At 50.0% G+C, this 14410-nt stretch carries 10 protein-coding genes; 3 read left to right on the plus strand and 7 right to left on the minus strand.

The features are described from left to right. Positions 1 to 12: 12 nt before the first annotated feature. Positions 13 to 1017: a GTP 3',8-cyclase MoaA gene (moaA, locus tag ACN0YR_RS00265; protein WP_417847194.1), complete on the minus strand. Its 1005-nt coding sequence runs from the start codon at positions 1015 to 1017 to the stop codon at positions 13 to 15. Beyond that, positions 1014 to 1343, minus strand: a complete 330-nt coding sequence (locus ACN0YR_RS00270; RefSeq protein ID WP_417847195.1) for a DUF971 domain-containing protein — start codon at positions 1341 to 1343, stop codon at positions 1014 to 1016. Before ACN0YR_RS00270 ends, moaA begins: the two co-directional genes overlap by 4 nt. 313 nt (positions 1344 to 1656) lie before the next feature. Here ACN0YR_RS00270 and ACN0YR_RS00275 point away from each other — a divergent pair, with 313 nt between their 5' ends. The 3 genes from ACN0YR_RS00275 to ACN0YR_RS00285 all read left to right on the plus strand — a co-directional run bounded on the left by ACN0YR_RS00275 (position 1657) and on the right by ACN0YR_RS00285 (position 7496). Beyond that, positions 1657 to 4239 (plus strand): MMPL family transporter, encoded by a 2583-nt coding sequence (locus tag ACN0YR_RS00275; RefSeq protein WP_417847196.1) that lies wholly within the window; start codon positions 1657 to 1659, stop codon positions 4237 to 4239. 336 nt (positions 4240 to 4575) lie between these two features. Continuing rightward, the gene (locus ACN0YR_RS00280; RefSeq protein ID WP_417847197.1) at positions 4576 to 5340 is read left to right on the plus strand and encodes an SDR family oxidoreductase; all 765 of its coding nucleotides are present in this window, start codon (positions 4576 to 4578) and stop codon (positions 5338 to 5340) included. Between the two features lie 239 nt (positions 5341 to 5579). Continuing rightward, the gene (locus ACN0YR_RS00285) at positions 5580 to 7496 is read left to right on the plus strand and encodes a vWA domain-containing protein (protein WP_417847198.1); all 1917 of its coding nucleotides are present in this window, start codon (positions 5580 to 5582) and stop codon (positions 7494 to 7496) included. Positions 7497 to 7572: 76 nt separating this feature from the next. Here ACN0YR_RS00285 and ACN0YR_RS00290 read toward each other — a convergent pair whose 3' ends face one another. The 5 genes from ACN0YR_RS00290 to modA all read right to left on the minus strand — a co-directional run bounded on the left by ACN0YR_RS00290 (position 7573) and on the right by modA (position 14303). Beyond that, positions 7573 to 9693 carry a BatA domain-containing protein gene (locus tag ACN0YR_RS00290; protein ID WP_417847199.1) on the minus strand — a complete coding sequence of 707 codons (2121 nt, stop codon included), beginning with the start codon at positions 9691 to 9693 and terminating at the stop codon, positions 7573 to 7575. Between the two features lie 15 nt (positions 9694 to 9708). After that, positions 9709 to 10632 (minus strand): DUF58 domain-containing protein, encoded by a 924-nt coding sequence (locus ACN0YR_RS00295; protein ID WP_417847200.1) that lies wholly within the window; start codon positions 10630 to 10632, stop codon positions 9709 to 9711. A gap of 197 nt (positions 10633 to 10829) precedes the next feature. Then, positions 10830 to 11480: an ATP-binding cassette domain-containing protein gene (locus tag ACN0YR_RS00300; protein ID WP_417847201.1), complete on the minus strand. Its 651-nt coding sequence runs from the start codon at positions 11478 to 11480 to the stop codon at positions 10830 to 10832. A 226-nt stretch (positions 11481 to 11706) separates the two neighbouring features. After that, complete coding sequence (locus ACN0YR_RS00305) at positions 11707 to 12630, minus strand: ABC transporter permease (RefSeq protein ID WP_417847202.1); 924 nt, start codon at positions 12628 to 12630, stop codon at positions 11707 to 11709. Further along, entirely contained in the window at positions 12627 to 14303 is a 1677-nt protein-coding gene (gene modA, locus ACN0YR_RS00310) for a molybdate ABC transporter substrate-binding protein (RefSeq protein ID WP_417847203.1), read from the minus strand. The genes ACN0YR_RS00305 and modA overlap by 4 nt, the downstream gene beginning before the upstream one ends. Positions 14304 to 14410: the final 107 nt, after the last annotated feature.

The following is a 14410-nucleotide window of genomic DNA, read 5'->3' on the forward strand; positions in this document are numbered from 1 at the left end:
AAGCTGAGCTAATTAACCGCCGATGGAATGCATCGGGCGTTTCGGCTGCACGAAGTCTGCGGCATTGATGTGGTGTCCAGCCCACTTCGCTTGAATGCTCTCTCGAACGGCAGTCACGATCTCGTCATCAAGGGCATCCCCTCGCAAGAGATGCTTGATGTCTGTCTCTTCAAGGCTAAACAAACAGTTTCGAATTTTGCCGTCAGCTGTCAAACGGAAACGATTGCACTGTTCGCAAAACGGTTGACTCACTGAAGGAATAAAGCCGACTCGGCCTTGTCCATCTTCGAACTGATAGTCGGTCGAAGGGGCGCGGGGATCGGGATTTCCCACAGGAACCAGCGGCATCACTTCTTTTGACAGTGTCTGGATGATCTCAGAGGAGAAGAGAACTTTTTCACGTTCCCAGGCTGCATCAGCATCGAGTGGCATGTATTCGATGAAACGAATCTCGCATCCAGATTCTCGGGCGAATTTTCCGAACGGGACAATTTCCGATTCGGTGATTCCACGGATTGAGACGGCATTGATTTTGATTGGGTCGAAGCCGACCCGCTTGGCAACTTCGATCCCTTCCAGGACTTGTTCGTATCCTTCACGCCGAGTGATTTCCTGAAACTTTACAGGATCGAGCGCGTCTAAACTGACATTCAATCGCCGCAGCCCAGCGTTGTAGAGATCTTGCGCCTGATCAGCGAGGAGAATTCCATTTGTTGTGATCCCGATATCTTTGATCCCGGGAATCTCTGACAGCATCGCCACAAGGTCGGCCAGATTTTTGCGAACAAGCGGCTCGCCACCAGTCAGGCGAAGCTTGTTGATCCCCATCGGAACCATTAATCGCACGAACCGGACGATCTCTTCGAAGGTGAGTAACTTGTCCCGATGCATGAACTGCACGTTGTCCGCAGGCATACAATAAAAACAACGAATGTTGCAGCGATCAGTCACGCTGATCCGCAAGTTGTTATGCAAGCGGCCGAAGCCATCGATGAGTGGCAATTCTGGCGCAGTCATTCACCTGGTCCTGTATTCACTTTCTCAAGATGATTCGCCAATCGTTCAAGATGATCCCAGGAATACAGACCGGTATGGTGCCCGTCCGACCATTTGATTTTCAGGGCATAATTCCCACTGAAACCGACTTCAGTAGGATCGATGTCCTCAGGGACCGTGGCCGGATCGAGCGTGCGCTCTCCCGTGAATTCATTCACGCAGGCAGCACAAGGGCATTCGCATCTTAAGAACTTGAACGGATAACGGCTCGTTCGATTTTCGTTCCAGACAATCTCGAAAACACCTTCTTCACGAAGGGCACGAATTTTTTCAGGCGCTAACGCCATAATACTCTCAGTTGTTATGAATAGTATGGATTGGGATGGGGAATTATCCGGGTTCGGATGTTGATCAATCAATCACAGAGAGCTGCTCGCTTCCCGGTCATTGACCCTTGGACCTGCCCCCGTTACGTTCTCTATGAGGAGTCTATCGTGTCCGCAGTGTTAGTGGAAATTGTCTGGTCTGACGGAGTCGAATCTAACACAATTCCTAGCTGCGTGAGAGGCGGACAAAACGACCCGCGAATTGTATCATCACGTGTCGTGTCATCCCTGAACACTCATCTTACGGAATGAGTCGTAAGAAATCACTCGATTTATGTATCGTCGCATCGGAGAATATGTCTCTTACGCGCCAATCTTCACAATAGGAGCTTGGCTCATCGTTGCGTTTTCCGCAATCTTGACCGCTCCAGCGACGTTAGACGTGTGGCAAGATGGAGAGTTTGCGTTTCTTCCGGAAAGTTCACCAAGTCGAAGGGCGCAGCAACTATTTCGAGATGCATTCCCTCCCACTGATGGAACGCGATTTGACTCGAATACCGATGTTGGGACTTCAGTTCAGCGTGACCCACTTGGAAGTAACATTGTTGTCGTTCTCTTTCGTGAGAATCGACCGGAGGGGCTCTCGAATGCTGATCGCTACTTCTTAAGCGAACGGCTCGTCCCGCGTCTCGAATCAATACGTGAATCAACACCCTTCGGTGATGCGGTCGATTCCGCACAAACAGAGACGAAGATCCCAGAGCCACAACGTGTTGTTCGTAAAATCACAACGCCGAACGACAATCGCATCGGTTTCTTTTTGAAAAGCCTCGACAATCGTGCAGAGCTTGTCGTCCTCGAACTCAAAACGGAGTTTCTGGATCGTCAGAACGGCCTGGTGGTTGATCGCGTTGAGAAGCTATTAACCTCTTCAGAATTGATGCGTTCCAAACCGGTTGGATTGGCGATCGCTGTGAGCGGATCGGCAACGGTCGGTCGTGACCTGCTTCGAGCAGAACGGGAGAGTGCAGAACGAACGAAGATGGCAACGCGATTTTTGATCGTCGTTCTTTTACTCGTTCTCTACCGCGCACCTCTACTGGCGATGGTCCCGATTATCACGGTCGGTTTGGCGGTTGAATTCAGCATGGCGCTGTTAACGCACCTGGCGGATTTAGGGTGGATTGGGCTGTTTAACGGGCTGGAAGTTTATGTCACCGTTGTCGTGTATGGAGCAGGCGTCGATTACTGCCTGTTTCTCATCGCACGTTATAAAGAAGAATTGATCGAGGGGCAGTCTTATCCGGATGCGATCGTCCGTTCCATTCGCAAAATCGGCGCCGCTTTAGCGACCAGTGCCGGAACGAGTATCATCGGGATCGGGATGATGACGTTTGCGGAATTTGGAAAATTTCGCCAAGCCGGTATCGCCATCGCCATTGGTTTGCTGGTTGCAGTCTGCTTTGCTGTCACATTTGCCCCAGCTTTACTGTTGCTGTTACGACACTGGGCGTTTTGGCCGGACATTCGCAAAGAACGTCCCCAGCAAGAGGACGTGTGGCTGCCATCGACCAATGTCTGGAAAAAAATTCGTGAGCAAAGATGGCTCGATGAATTCTGGAACTTCGCCGCTGGCTTCTTGAGGAAGTTTCCGGGACGAATTTTTCTCGTCACGATTTTCGTCATGCTCCCGTTTGCAATCTACGGTTTCTCCAAACAGGGCGATTTGAGCTATGGATTAATTACCGATCTTCCTGACGATGTGACAAGCGTCGACGGGGCCCGAGCAATTCAAGCTCACTTCCCGACCGGGATCACTGGTCCGGTCGTGGTCCTTGTTCAATTTAATCTTGAAGATTTAGAGCGGCAATTTCAGGGAGACAATCTGTCAGATGTTCGGACCGCCGAACGGTTGAGTCAACAGATGACCGATCATTTGAATACGGCGATTGGTGAATTGGATCAGGCGAATTTTCACATCGCCGATGTTCGTAACCAGACGGACCCTCTCGGGAAAGGATTGCGAGCAAAGGAATATCTCGATTCACTCTCGTCTTCGTTCTCCGAAACCAACGCCCGCAGGACTTTCTCTCACCGGACGTACACGAGTGTTCGGGGGCAACATGCCGGTCAAGTCATGCGGTTGGACTTTGTCTTGAGTACCGATCCGTTTGAGCGAATTTCTCTTCAAAAGCTCAGCGAAATCGAGGAACTTGTCAGAGCCTCCATTCCAGAACCACTGCGAAGTTCTGCTGAGGTTCTTTCACTCGGACCGACCTCTTTGATCCGTGACCTCAAGTCGTCGACGGACCGCGACAGGATGCTCATTCACCTTCTTGTTGCCATCTCGGTTTATCTCATGCTCGTCGCACTGCTGCGGCAACCTGCGGTCTGTGCTTACCTGATTGCGACTGTTGTGTTCAGCTATTTTGTTTCACTCGGGGTGACGTTCCTCTTCTTTTCGTTGCAAAGCTCCTCGGACGTCACCGAAATCGATTGGAAGGTTCCGATTTATCTGTTCACTTTCCTCATCGCCATGGGGGAAGACTACAATATTTTGTTGATGTCTCGTGTCGCTGAAGATCAGAAGCGGCGTGCTCCGGTGGACGGGATTCTCTCCGCTCTGACTCGAACAGGCAGCATCATTTCAAGCTGTGGACTGATCATGGCCGGAACCTTTGCCACCATGATGTTTGGATCTTTACTCGGCATGGTCCAGCTCGGATTTGCACTCGCATTCGGAATCCTTCTTGACACCTTCGTGATCCGCCCAATTCTGGTTCCCGCATGGTTGATCTTGGTGAACCGAGGCCAATTCGGCCCTCTCGGAAAATGGCTCGGAGCTCGCCAAATCGAGGATTCAACAAACCAAAATCAGCAGCCCGAAGCGCCGCATGAGGCAACTGGTTCACTCTGAGAAATTCAGCTATGAAAAGCAGCTATGAAAAGCAGCTATGAAAAGCAGAAATCGAGGCACGTTCCCGGGGTACGTTTCCGGGGCTCTTGGATGAGTTGCATGGATGAATTAAGTTGATCAAACCTGATATCGGTCAGCACGTTCTGCCTGTCGACGAGCAGTCTCTGAAACAACAGGAGTGATCTTCACAGCCGCGCCACCTCTGGAAAAACTCCAGAAAATGATCTGTTCAATCATCGAAGTCGATCTGGTCCGATGTTTCTGCGAATTGACTTTTCGTCCCTGCACAAGTTAGGTTCGCGTGCTTGTCTATGTTGGTGATCGAAGTGAAATAGAATGGGAAATGTCGAAATGAAGCGGGTTGCAGTAGTGACTGGTGCCGGATCAGGGATTGGCCGTGCTGCCGCCTTGGGGTTACTCGGGAACGGATTTCATGTTGTCTTGGTCGGACGCCGTGCAGAGGCACTGAAGGAGACCGCACGCCGCGCTGGTGACGCGAGTTCGCGTACACTTTCAATTACTGCTGATATCACCAAGCCTGATGAGGTCCGGAATTTATTTGGTCGAGTTGAATCAGAATTTGGACGACTTGATCTTCTATTCAACAATGCCGGAAAAGGTGCTCCCGCCGTTCCGATGGAGGAATTGTCATTTGAAGACTGGCAATCCGTGGTGGATGTGAATCTGACAGGAGCGTTTTTGTGTACTCAGCAAGCGTTTCGGATTATGAAGAAACAAAGTCCTCGCGGGGGGAGAATCATTAATAATGGTTCAGTCTCTGCTTACGTCCCGAGACCGTTCTCCGCGCCATATACTGCAACGAAGCACGCCATCACCGGATTAACGAAATCGACCGCGCTCGATGGTCGGCCGTTTGACATTGCCTGTGGACAAATCGACATCGGTAATGCAGCCACGGACATGACCGAAAGAATGTCTCAAGGGGTCCCTCAAGCGGACGGTTCCATTGCCAGCGAACCGACCATCAATGTCCAGCATATCGCCGATGCAATCGTTTACATGGCTGGGCTTCCCTTGGGAGCTAATGTCCCCACAATCACTGTCATGGCAACCGGGATGCCGCTTGTTGGGCGAGGATAACAACCTTCGATTCACTCTACTGTTGTCGATTGAAATCGAAAAAGTCTCAAATTTCTGGGAATTATTCAGACAGTGAGTCTCTCTATCTTAATGAGACCAACGGAGCTGATGATGAGTTTCGCTGGAGTATGAAAATCTGCGCCGGGCGATCGCCTGTGTTGCGGACTTGCTGAATTTCTACGTCTCTATTCTGTCGTATTTACCAATCGATCTCGATCACCCGTTTGGGAGATGAAGGTATGTCGCTGCGCATTCAGGCTTCTGTTTTTGTCCTTCTTCCGTTCCTGTTTGTAGGATGTGGGATCGAATCAGATTCCCCGCAACTCAACCATAATCAGTCTCTGGAACCCCACGTCACGGACTTCGCGGTTGATCAATTCGCAAGTGGGCATGCAGATGGAGATGGCTCCAACGTTGCAGAGAGCCTCGCTGATAACCGATCTCATTCGTCAACAGAACCGACTCCGGCACCACGCAGTGAGTCGAAACATCTCAGTGAATTGTCAGTCGTACGGCAACCAGTGGTCACTCGTCCTGCTGTTGATACTTCAGGTGAGAAGTATGCAGAGATTGCAGAGGCTGGATTTCAATCTGTCGTTCAGACTCCGCTCTCCACCTTTTCGGTCGATGTCGATACAGCATCGTATTCTAACGTTCGCCGGTTTCTGGAAAGTGGACAGTTGCCACCAGCAAACGCTGTCCGGATTGAAGAGTTAATCAATTATTTTTCTTATGAATATCAGCCCCCGACAGATGGTCGCCCATTTTCAGTAAATACCGAAGTGGCGAACTGCCCCTGGGATCACCAACGGCAACTCGTTCGCATCGGGCTGAAAGGACAAGTCGTTGAACAAGCGGAACGGCAAGCAGCAAATCTTGTTTTTCTTGTCGACGTTTCCGGATCAATGCGACCTGAAAACAAACTTCCACTCGTGAAACGTTCGTTGCATCGCTTGCTGGAAGAACTCAATGAACGTGATCGAGTTGCCATTGTGACCTATGCCAGCGGAGTGCAGACTGTCCTTTCACCCACTGCAGCTAACCAACAACATCTCATCTCGCAAGCCATCGACGGACTTCATGCAGGAGGTTCGACGAATGGATCCGCTGGACTACAAACTGCTTACCAGGTAGCGCGACAGCAGTTTGTCAAATATGGCACCAACCGTGTGATACTCTGTTCGGACGGCGATTTTAATGCTGGCATCACGAACGAAAGCGAGCTTGTAAAATTGATTTCGCGTGAAGCCAAGTCGGGAGTTTTTCTAAGTGTGTTGGGCTTCGGAACCGGCAATTATCAAGATGCCATCGCAGAAAAACTTGCGGACCATGGAAACGGGCATTATGCCTATATCGACTCCTACTCAGAAGCTCGCAAGGTGCTCATCGATCAAATGTCGAGCACTTTGGAGACCATCGCCAAAGATGTCAAAATCCAAGTCGAGTTTAACCCTGCTCATGTCGCTTCTTATCGCCTGATCGGATACGAAAACCGAACTCTCGCTGCGCGTGATTTTCGGGATGACCAAAAGGATGCCGGAGAGATTGGAGCCGGTCACTCTGTGACCGCGCTTTATGAAGTCGTTCCCATTGGCGTTTCCGGACCAGATTCTGAGGTTCCTGAATTACGGTATCAACGCCCCAAGCAGATTCCTGTTGAAGAGCATGGAGACGAACTGTTGACTGTGCGATTGCGTTATAAACTCCCCAGCGAACATCGTGGGAAAGAGTTCACACACACAGTTGCAAACAGTACACGTCGATTCGAAAAGGCCAGCGCAGATTTTCGCTTCGCGACAGCAGTGGCAACCTTTGGAATGATTCTGCGAGACTCGGAATTTGCTGTGCACCTCGGATGGGATGATGTTCGCAACTGGGCCCAATCTGCTCTCGGACAAGACGAAAATGGTTATCGAATCGAGTTTCTAAATCTTGTCTCGCTCGCTGAACAAATGGTTCATCGCCCACAAGCTGAGGAAGCGAAAATTCACAGTAAGACTGACGGAATCTCTTACATTGATCACGAACCTGCAACAACATCTCAAGAACAATCTGGGCGACTGTCTGGTTCGTTTGATGCTGGGAAAGTGGTCACACTGATCGTGATTGTTGGGGTGTCGTATGCGATTTCAACTCTTCGAAATTCCTGCTGTTAATTAAACCACGTTCACTGCAGTAAATTTTTCCTCTATTGTTTCACGGTCTTGTGGGAGAGGAGAAGCTTGCCAGGCGTTATACGACAGGTTGAGGCTGGCGCTGCTTCCAGCCAGCAAGGGCTGTTTCGAAGAACAGGACACAAATTGCAGCGACAAGTAGCCACTTCCAGAGTTGCTGTTTTGATTCGAGTTCCCGGTTCATCAGCTGACGCTCTGTCACTTTGTCGGGAGGCGGACTGTTTGTAAGAGTCGTGATATTTGTGATCGGGACGCCTGCGGAACTGAGTAAGTCCATTGAAAGAGGATCAGTCTTTGATTCATCTGGTGGCAGGTTTACTGCGAAGCGGACACCGTCAGGATTCGTAAGGTCCTCTTCTGAAGTTCCGATGAAATAGATTCCCGGATGCTTCAATTGAACAGACTCTTGGTTACCGAGAGAGGAGATCTCACCGGATGGCGACTTCAGTAAAACCTTCTCTTCGATGAAACCGAATTCTTGCGGGGTGATTTTGTCTCCTGCGAAATAGACAGGTCGAAAGCTCCGTTGGTCTCCGAGATATTCCAAAAGGCCGTTCATCATGGGGACGAACTTACTCCAGACAGCGAGATCACTGTCGCTGCGGTTCCATCCCGATGCGAACGCGACTAGTCGTCCGTTCCCCACTTTAAGCTCAAAGATCGCTGGCGAGCCGTTCTCGAAAGAAGCCAGAACCTGATGTTCGGAGAAATTCTTCAGGTCAATCTCACGATGCTTCCAGAACCGAAGCTTTGAAAAGTCCGCGAAGCGAGGATCATTAAACGGCGCTAGAACCGGATGAGTGAAGTCGACAGAATTTAACATCGTATAATCAATAACATCCCCTTCAACGATCGGCTCTGCTGTGGTATCGGCCAAGTCATAGAGCGCCGCGGACTGCTCTTGAGTTGATGCCACAAATAAAATCTGCCCTCCATCAGCAAGCCATTTTCGTGTCCAGGCGAGTTGTCCCTTGTTGGGGGCTCCCCCGATAATCAGCAGCGTTAATTTCTGATCATCCACCGGTGGCGTCTCACTCTCAGGCGGCCAGTTTTGTATTGTCACATTTCGTGTCGCGGTGCTGGGGAAGACCGGTTCTAAAAAGAATCGCAATGAATCCGGGCCTGCTGTATTCTCTTCCCCGAGGTAGACGATGTTGACTTCCCACGGATCGCGACGCGCAACATAGCAGGTGTTGTCAAAGTCTTGCTGATCACCAGTGATGACCAGTCGTTGAGGGACCACTTGTGATGGGCGTTTTGGAGCACGAATGACTTTACTTTGTCCGGGCGGAACATAAACACTCAATGAGTTATCGAGACTTTGAGAGTTTTCCGATTTGCCAGAGAATTCATCCAGCCACGCAATCTTAAATTGTTCATGCTCCGCTCCAGTCGTATTGTTAACTCGCAATCGAACCGAATCATCAGAGGTTGATTCATTCGCGATCAATTGGACGGATGCATTCGTCGGTGCTTCATTCTTGTCGACATTCAAAATTTCGACTCTGACATTTTCCGGCCATTCGTACCCATTGAGCGTTTCCCAATGGCTTCCGGTTTGAAAATCTGAGATGATGATCAACTTTTGTTCGGTCACTTGATCATCAACAGACTCGTCCAATAGATCCGCAGCCGTGAGCATGGCTGTTCCGAGTTCGGTACCGAATGATCCCGGAGCGAGTTGATTCACCCGCTCCAAGGTTGCGGACTTTCTGACATCGGGGGCGAGTTCTTGCCAATCCTTAAAGCTGATTTCTTGCGTGATTTCGGTGTTGAAGCTCAGGAGACTCAATGAGTCTGACTGTTTAAGATTGTCGAGGACATCCTCAATATTCTCGAGAGCAGTTTCCCAGAATTTGGGCCGAAGCATGCTGGCAGAGGTGTCGACAAGCATGACGATGCGCCGCCCCGGTACTTTGTCTCCGTCGAGCGAATCTTGACTGCGCAAAAACGGGCGTGCAAATGCTATCGCAAGTAAACAGACGGCGAGCGCTCGCAGGAGCAACAACAGCCAATCTTCAATCCGACTTCGTTTGGTGACACGAGGAGGCGACGGTTGCAAGAACATCAAGCTGCTGAAAACCTGTCGCCCCTTCGGAGTTCTTCGAATGAGGTGAAACAGGACTGGAAGTCCGACCGCCAAGCCAGCTAACAGATAAAGTGGTGTCAAAAACGACATGTCTGTTCCAGAAAATTATTGACGCCGAGTTTGCGTAACTCGCAGGCGGGTTTGCAGAAAAGTCAAAAGAGCGTTCTCTAATGGCATGTCAGTCGTCAGGCGAGAGACGTGAATTCCCAGCCGTTCGCAAATCTCTTCAACGTTTCGTAGATGATCATGCAGCTTTTTCTGGTACTGATCACGTGCAGATTTCGGGTCAATGTAGATCTCTCGACCTGTTTCTGCGTCTTGAAACATAGCAGGGGCATCAAAATCAAAATTCACTTCCGCAGGGTCCAATAATTGGAAGACAGCGACTTCGTTCCCTCCAGATCTTAAGTACCCCAATCGCGATTGAAGCTCATCGACGTCCGTTAAGAAGTCAGAGAGGATCACGAACAGACCACGCTTACGAACACGCTCGGCAGCTTCTTCCAAAGCTGGAAGAATTCCCGATGATGTTCCTGCAGTTGAGTTTTCGAGACTGACGAGAATTCTTCGCAGTTGCCCAACTCGATACCGCGCTGGGATGAACTCATCGACACCTTCAGAAAAACGAAGCAGACCGACGGCATCGCGCTGAGTCGTCAGAAAATATGCCAGAGTGGCAGCGAGTGTTTTCGCATAGTCTTCTTTTGTATAGCCAAGCGAGCCAAATGACATCGAGCGACTATTGTCGACCAGAATATGGCATCGGAGGTTTGTTTCGTCTTCGAACCGTTTGATGTAGTAGCGGTCCGATCTGGCAAACAGTTTCCAGTCGAGGTAACGCAAATCGTCACCGGAACTGTACTGTCGATATTCCGTGAACTCCACAGAAAATCCGTGATACGGGCTCCGGTGAAGTCCCGTGAAGAACCCTTCAACAACAGACTTCGCACGCAACTCGAACGACTTGATCTGCATCAATGAATGCGGATCGATATACGACGGCGGCGGATAAGCAAGAGGCTCAGACATGTGACCTCGCGAGTACGTTCAAATACAATGAGATCATACATGCAAAACAACAGAAACAGCAAACCCGTACTCTGAATGCCAGTATCTTTGTTGGGTGCTGTTGATTTGAATTCGTCGTTTTATGGCGAGGCCGCTCCCGTCAGGAGCGCCGCCGTCTGTTCAGTCTGTTTCTTAAGGATTCAATGACTGATTTCGAGTTACGAAACATCTTCGAGAATCGCCTTCCCATCTTGAAGCTTGATGAGGCAGCTTGCGAGCGACTTTGCTTCTTCTGGATTGTGTGTGACGTGAATGGTTGTCACATGTGTCTGTTTTTGGATCGTTTCGAGTAACTCGCACATCTGGTGTCGGGTATCGCTATCGAGTGCGGAGAGCGGTTCGTCCAGGCAGAGAACTGATGGACGAAATGAGAGCGCGCGACCTAGTGCGACTCGCTGAGCTTCTCCGCCGCTCAGACCGATCGGGGTTCGTTTCAGAAGATGAGTGATTCCCAACAATGTTGAAAGTTCTTCAACGCGCTCCGCAATCTCTTTCTTTCCTGCCCGACGAATCTGGAGGGCGAACGCCAGGTGGTCCTGAACGGACATTTTGGAGAAGAGCGCTCCGTCCTGCGGGACATAGCCAATTCCACGTAGTGCAGGATTCAGCTGAGTCACATCTCGGTCATCAATTCGAATCGTGCCTGAAGCAACCTTTCTCAAACCGATTAGGCTTTCCAGAACCGACGTTTTTCCGGAACCGGTTTTTCCCATCAGCACAGCGTATGCGGCTGAAGGAATTACCAGCGATATATTTTCAAGTCGAAACTGCCCTGATTGGATACAGACGTTTTCTAGAGAAATTTGCATAGCGAGAACAGTTTGTGGTTTCAGTGCCGTGAACAGTGCTTGTTCATGTTCAGTTTATGTGATGAATCACTTCTCTCTACGAAACTGAACGCGTACACCATTTCCCTGAGATATATGGGTGATTATGAATGCTGACTGTGCGGGTGAAGTTTGATTTCATGAAATTATAGACGGCTCGCAATGTGGACAGGACATGTCGACCAATACTGAATTTGCTCTCTTGCAATTATAGAAGTGTTTCGCGAGTTCCCCAGATTCTTGTGATGACCAGAACAGTTACGGCGGCGGCGACCATAATGAGAGAGACTGCAACGGCCGCTTCGATATTGCCGACGTTCATTTCCAGGAAGACGGTGGTTGAGAGGACCTCTGTTTTCATGCGTGTCGCTCCAGCAAAAATGAGCAACGGACCAAACTCACCGAGTGAACGCGCCCAGGCCAACGTGAAAGCTGTGATCATTCCATGTGTTGCCTCTGGGAGAACAACCAGGCCAAACGCTTGAGAACGTGAACTTCCAAGTGCAACGGCAACTTGCTCGCAACGTGGGTCAATATGGTCAAAGGTTGACTTCATTGTTCGAACTGCGAATGCACACGCCACCGAAAATTGTGCGAGAACGACAGCCGGGACCTGATAGACAACGTCTCTCGCCAAGAGAGAGAAGGGGAAGAACTGGAACAGAATGAGCAGACTTAAGCCCACGACCAGCGGAGGAAGGACAATCGGGATATCGAGAATTGCGTCGAGGAGACGCTTCCCCGGGAAATTGTGCCTTGAAAGTAAGTAGCCAATCGGGACTGCAGCGATGATGGAGAGGATCGCTGAGAGCGTACATGAAACCAGACTGAGCCAGATAGAGTATTGAATTTTCCGATCCGCAAGAGCCGTTACGACGGGGTTGTCAAAAAACATCGCCTTCCAGGGAGAGGAAGAAGCTGAGGCAGCGTCGACAGTTTTTTCTATGACAAACCAGGCATCGGCAAGAAGCATGGAGAGAATGAGAATGACATAGGCACCGCCAATGATTGCCATGCAACAGTAAAAGACTCGGTTGGACAGGACAACATTCCCAACATCCCGCGGCGGAGTTGTAGTGGAGTTATTTCGAAGATTGTGGGAAGGTTGCTCTTGCGACTCGCTGCCGGTCATAACGCGTCGCTTTCCGGTTGTTGTTTCTGACCACTATTGTCCAGTCGAAAATGAAATCCGGCAGACTCAAAGTCTTTTTCAGCCTCTGCGATTTTTTTGAACAGTCGACGTGAAAGATATTTGTGATCGCTCGATCGGGCAATACTGAAGGGTTGAACAGCGACGTTCTGAGTTGTCTCTACGCGGATAATATCAACATCTTTCGTGTTTGGGAGGGCGTCGGTAATGTAAGCGATTGAGGCATCAACGTGGCCTGCGACCACGTCCGGTATCAATAACGCCGACGAGATTTTTTCAACGACGACTTCTCCTTCGGTGGCCTGTTTTTCTTTGATTTTCTGATACAGGCCTTCCGATTCAAGCATCCTGCGAGTCAGTGCACCAATCGTGCATTGCTCAGGTTGACCGAGAGCAACCCGAATTCCCGGCTTGACCAAGTCGGCAAGGACGCGGACGTTCTTGCTACCTTTCGGGACCACGATGACAAGTTCAACATCGGAAACGTCGATGTCGTCCTGGAACCAATCTCGAACGTTGTCGAGGTAGTAGCGATCGCAGGCCATGTACACATCTGGAAAGCCTTGTTCCGTCGACTGATTCTCAATCGTTTTCATTTCTGAGGTCAAGATGCCGCAACCGTTGTACTTTGTGTTGATGCGAATGCCTTCACGTGCTTGGAATTCGTCCAGAAGTTTTTCAACAGCCCGGCGATTGACTGCTCCGCAGAAGAAGGAAATTTCCGGAGTCTCAGCCCAGACATCGCCTTCGACTGGACGTGTGCCATATTTTTCAAAGATCTTCAACCCTTTGTCACGGGCCGTTAAATAGCGAGCGAATTTGAGGGCCGCTGTGGGGTCAGTCGAGGAATTCAGGATTGCGATGCTAATCAAATTCGGGTCAGAATCGAGTTCAGGAAGTGGAATCGCTTTCAGCTCATCCCGGTACTTCGGCATCATCACTGTGGAGTCCCAGACGAGTGCGGCATCGACCGCGCCGAGTTTTACATCGTTGGCAACTTCGTTGACGGTTGGTTTGAAGACTCCTTTTTCAGTGACCAGTTTTTCAAGCTGAACCCACCGGTTCGTTCCATCAACTTCAATTGCTTCGAGTTGTTTGCGAATCGCTTTTCCAATGGCTGCCTGATCGGGACTTCCAAGTGCGATGGAGATATCGTCTTGCAGTAAATCGTCAATCGTTTCAATCACCTTTTTCGAATCTTTACGAACGGCGACAACGGGACGTTGATGAGCAATAGGGAGGGTCTCGGCGGCGAGTTTGAGTTCAACTGCTTTGTCCGTGTAGAAATCATCGGCCGCCAGGTACAAGTCTGCTTCAGAGAAATGATTCACCTGAAATTGATTCAGAAGCGTGTTTGATCCGCCGAATTGTAACTCGACAACAATGCCGTATTCTTTCTCATAAGCTGTGACGATCTCTTCAACAGGAACACGTAATCCAGCGGCACAATGCATCACCAACCGCTGTTTTCCACTGTCTGCTTTCGGTGGACCTTGCTTCAACATCAAAACCAACAACGCAATCAGTCCTACGGCACCAAGAATAAGGACCCAGAGAGTGTTCACACGTCCGGATCGGCCATTCGCATTTCGGCCATTCGTATTGTTATGAGAGTCATTCGAATGGATTCGCAAATATTGGCTGATGGTGTTCAACGTATTTCCTGAGCGAACTGATTCATTCCGGGCACGAAATGCTCGAAAGGGCTCCGTTCGAGAGGGGTGATTGATCATTTTGATAGTCAAGATTCAGGTGGGAAGAA

The organism is Thalassoglobus sp., assembly GCF_048270125.1.
GTDB lineage: Bacteria > Planctomycetota > Planctomycetia > Planctomycetales > Planctomycetaceae > Thalassoglobus.

Excerpts from the sequence above, each read along its gene's own strand:
- moaA (WP_417847194.1), bottom strand. The coding sequence starts at position 1,017 with ATGACTGCGCCAGAATTGCCACTCATCGATGGCTTCGGCCGCTTGCAT.
- ACN0YR_RS00270 (WP_417847195.1), bottom strand. The coding sequence starts at position 1,343 with ATGGCGTTAGCGCCTGAAAAAATTCGTGCCCTTCGTGAAGAAGGTGTT.
- ACN0YR_RS00275 (WP_417847196.1), top strand. The coding sequence starts at position 1,657 with ATGTATCGTCGCATCGGAGAATATGTCTCTTACGCGCCAATCTTCACA.
- ACN0YR_RS00280 (WP_417847197.1), top strand. The coding sequence starts at position 4,576 with ATGGGAAATGTCGAAATGAAGCGGGTTGCAGTAGTGACTGGTGCCGGA.
- ACN0YR_RS00285 (WP_417847198.1), top strand. The coding sequence starts at position 5,580 with ATGTCGCTGCGCATTCAGGCTTCTGTTTTTGTCCTTCTTCCGTTCCTG.
- ACN0YR_RS00290 (WP_417847199.1), bottom strand. The coding sequence starts at position 9,693 with ATGTCGTTTTTGACACCACTTTATCTGTTAGCTGGCTTGGCGGTCGGA.
- ACN0YR_RS00295 (WP_417847200.1), bottom strand. The coding sequence starts at position 10,632 with ATGTCTGAGCCTCTTGCTTATCCGCCGCCGTCGTATATCGATCCGCAT.
- ACN0YR_RS00300 (WP_417847201.1), bottom strand. The coding sequence starts at position 11,480 with ATGCAAATTTCTCTAGAAAACGTCTGTATCCAATCAGGGCAGTTTCGA.
- ACN0YR_RS00305 (WP_417847202.1), bottom strand. The coding sequence starts at position 12,630 with ATGACCGGCAGCGAGTCGCAAGAGCAACCTTCCCACAATCTTCGAAAT.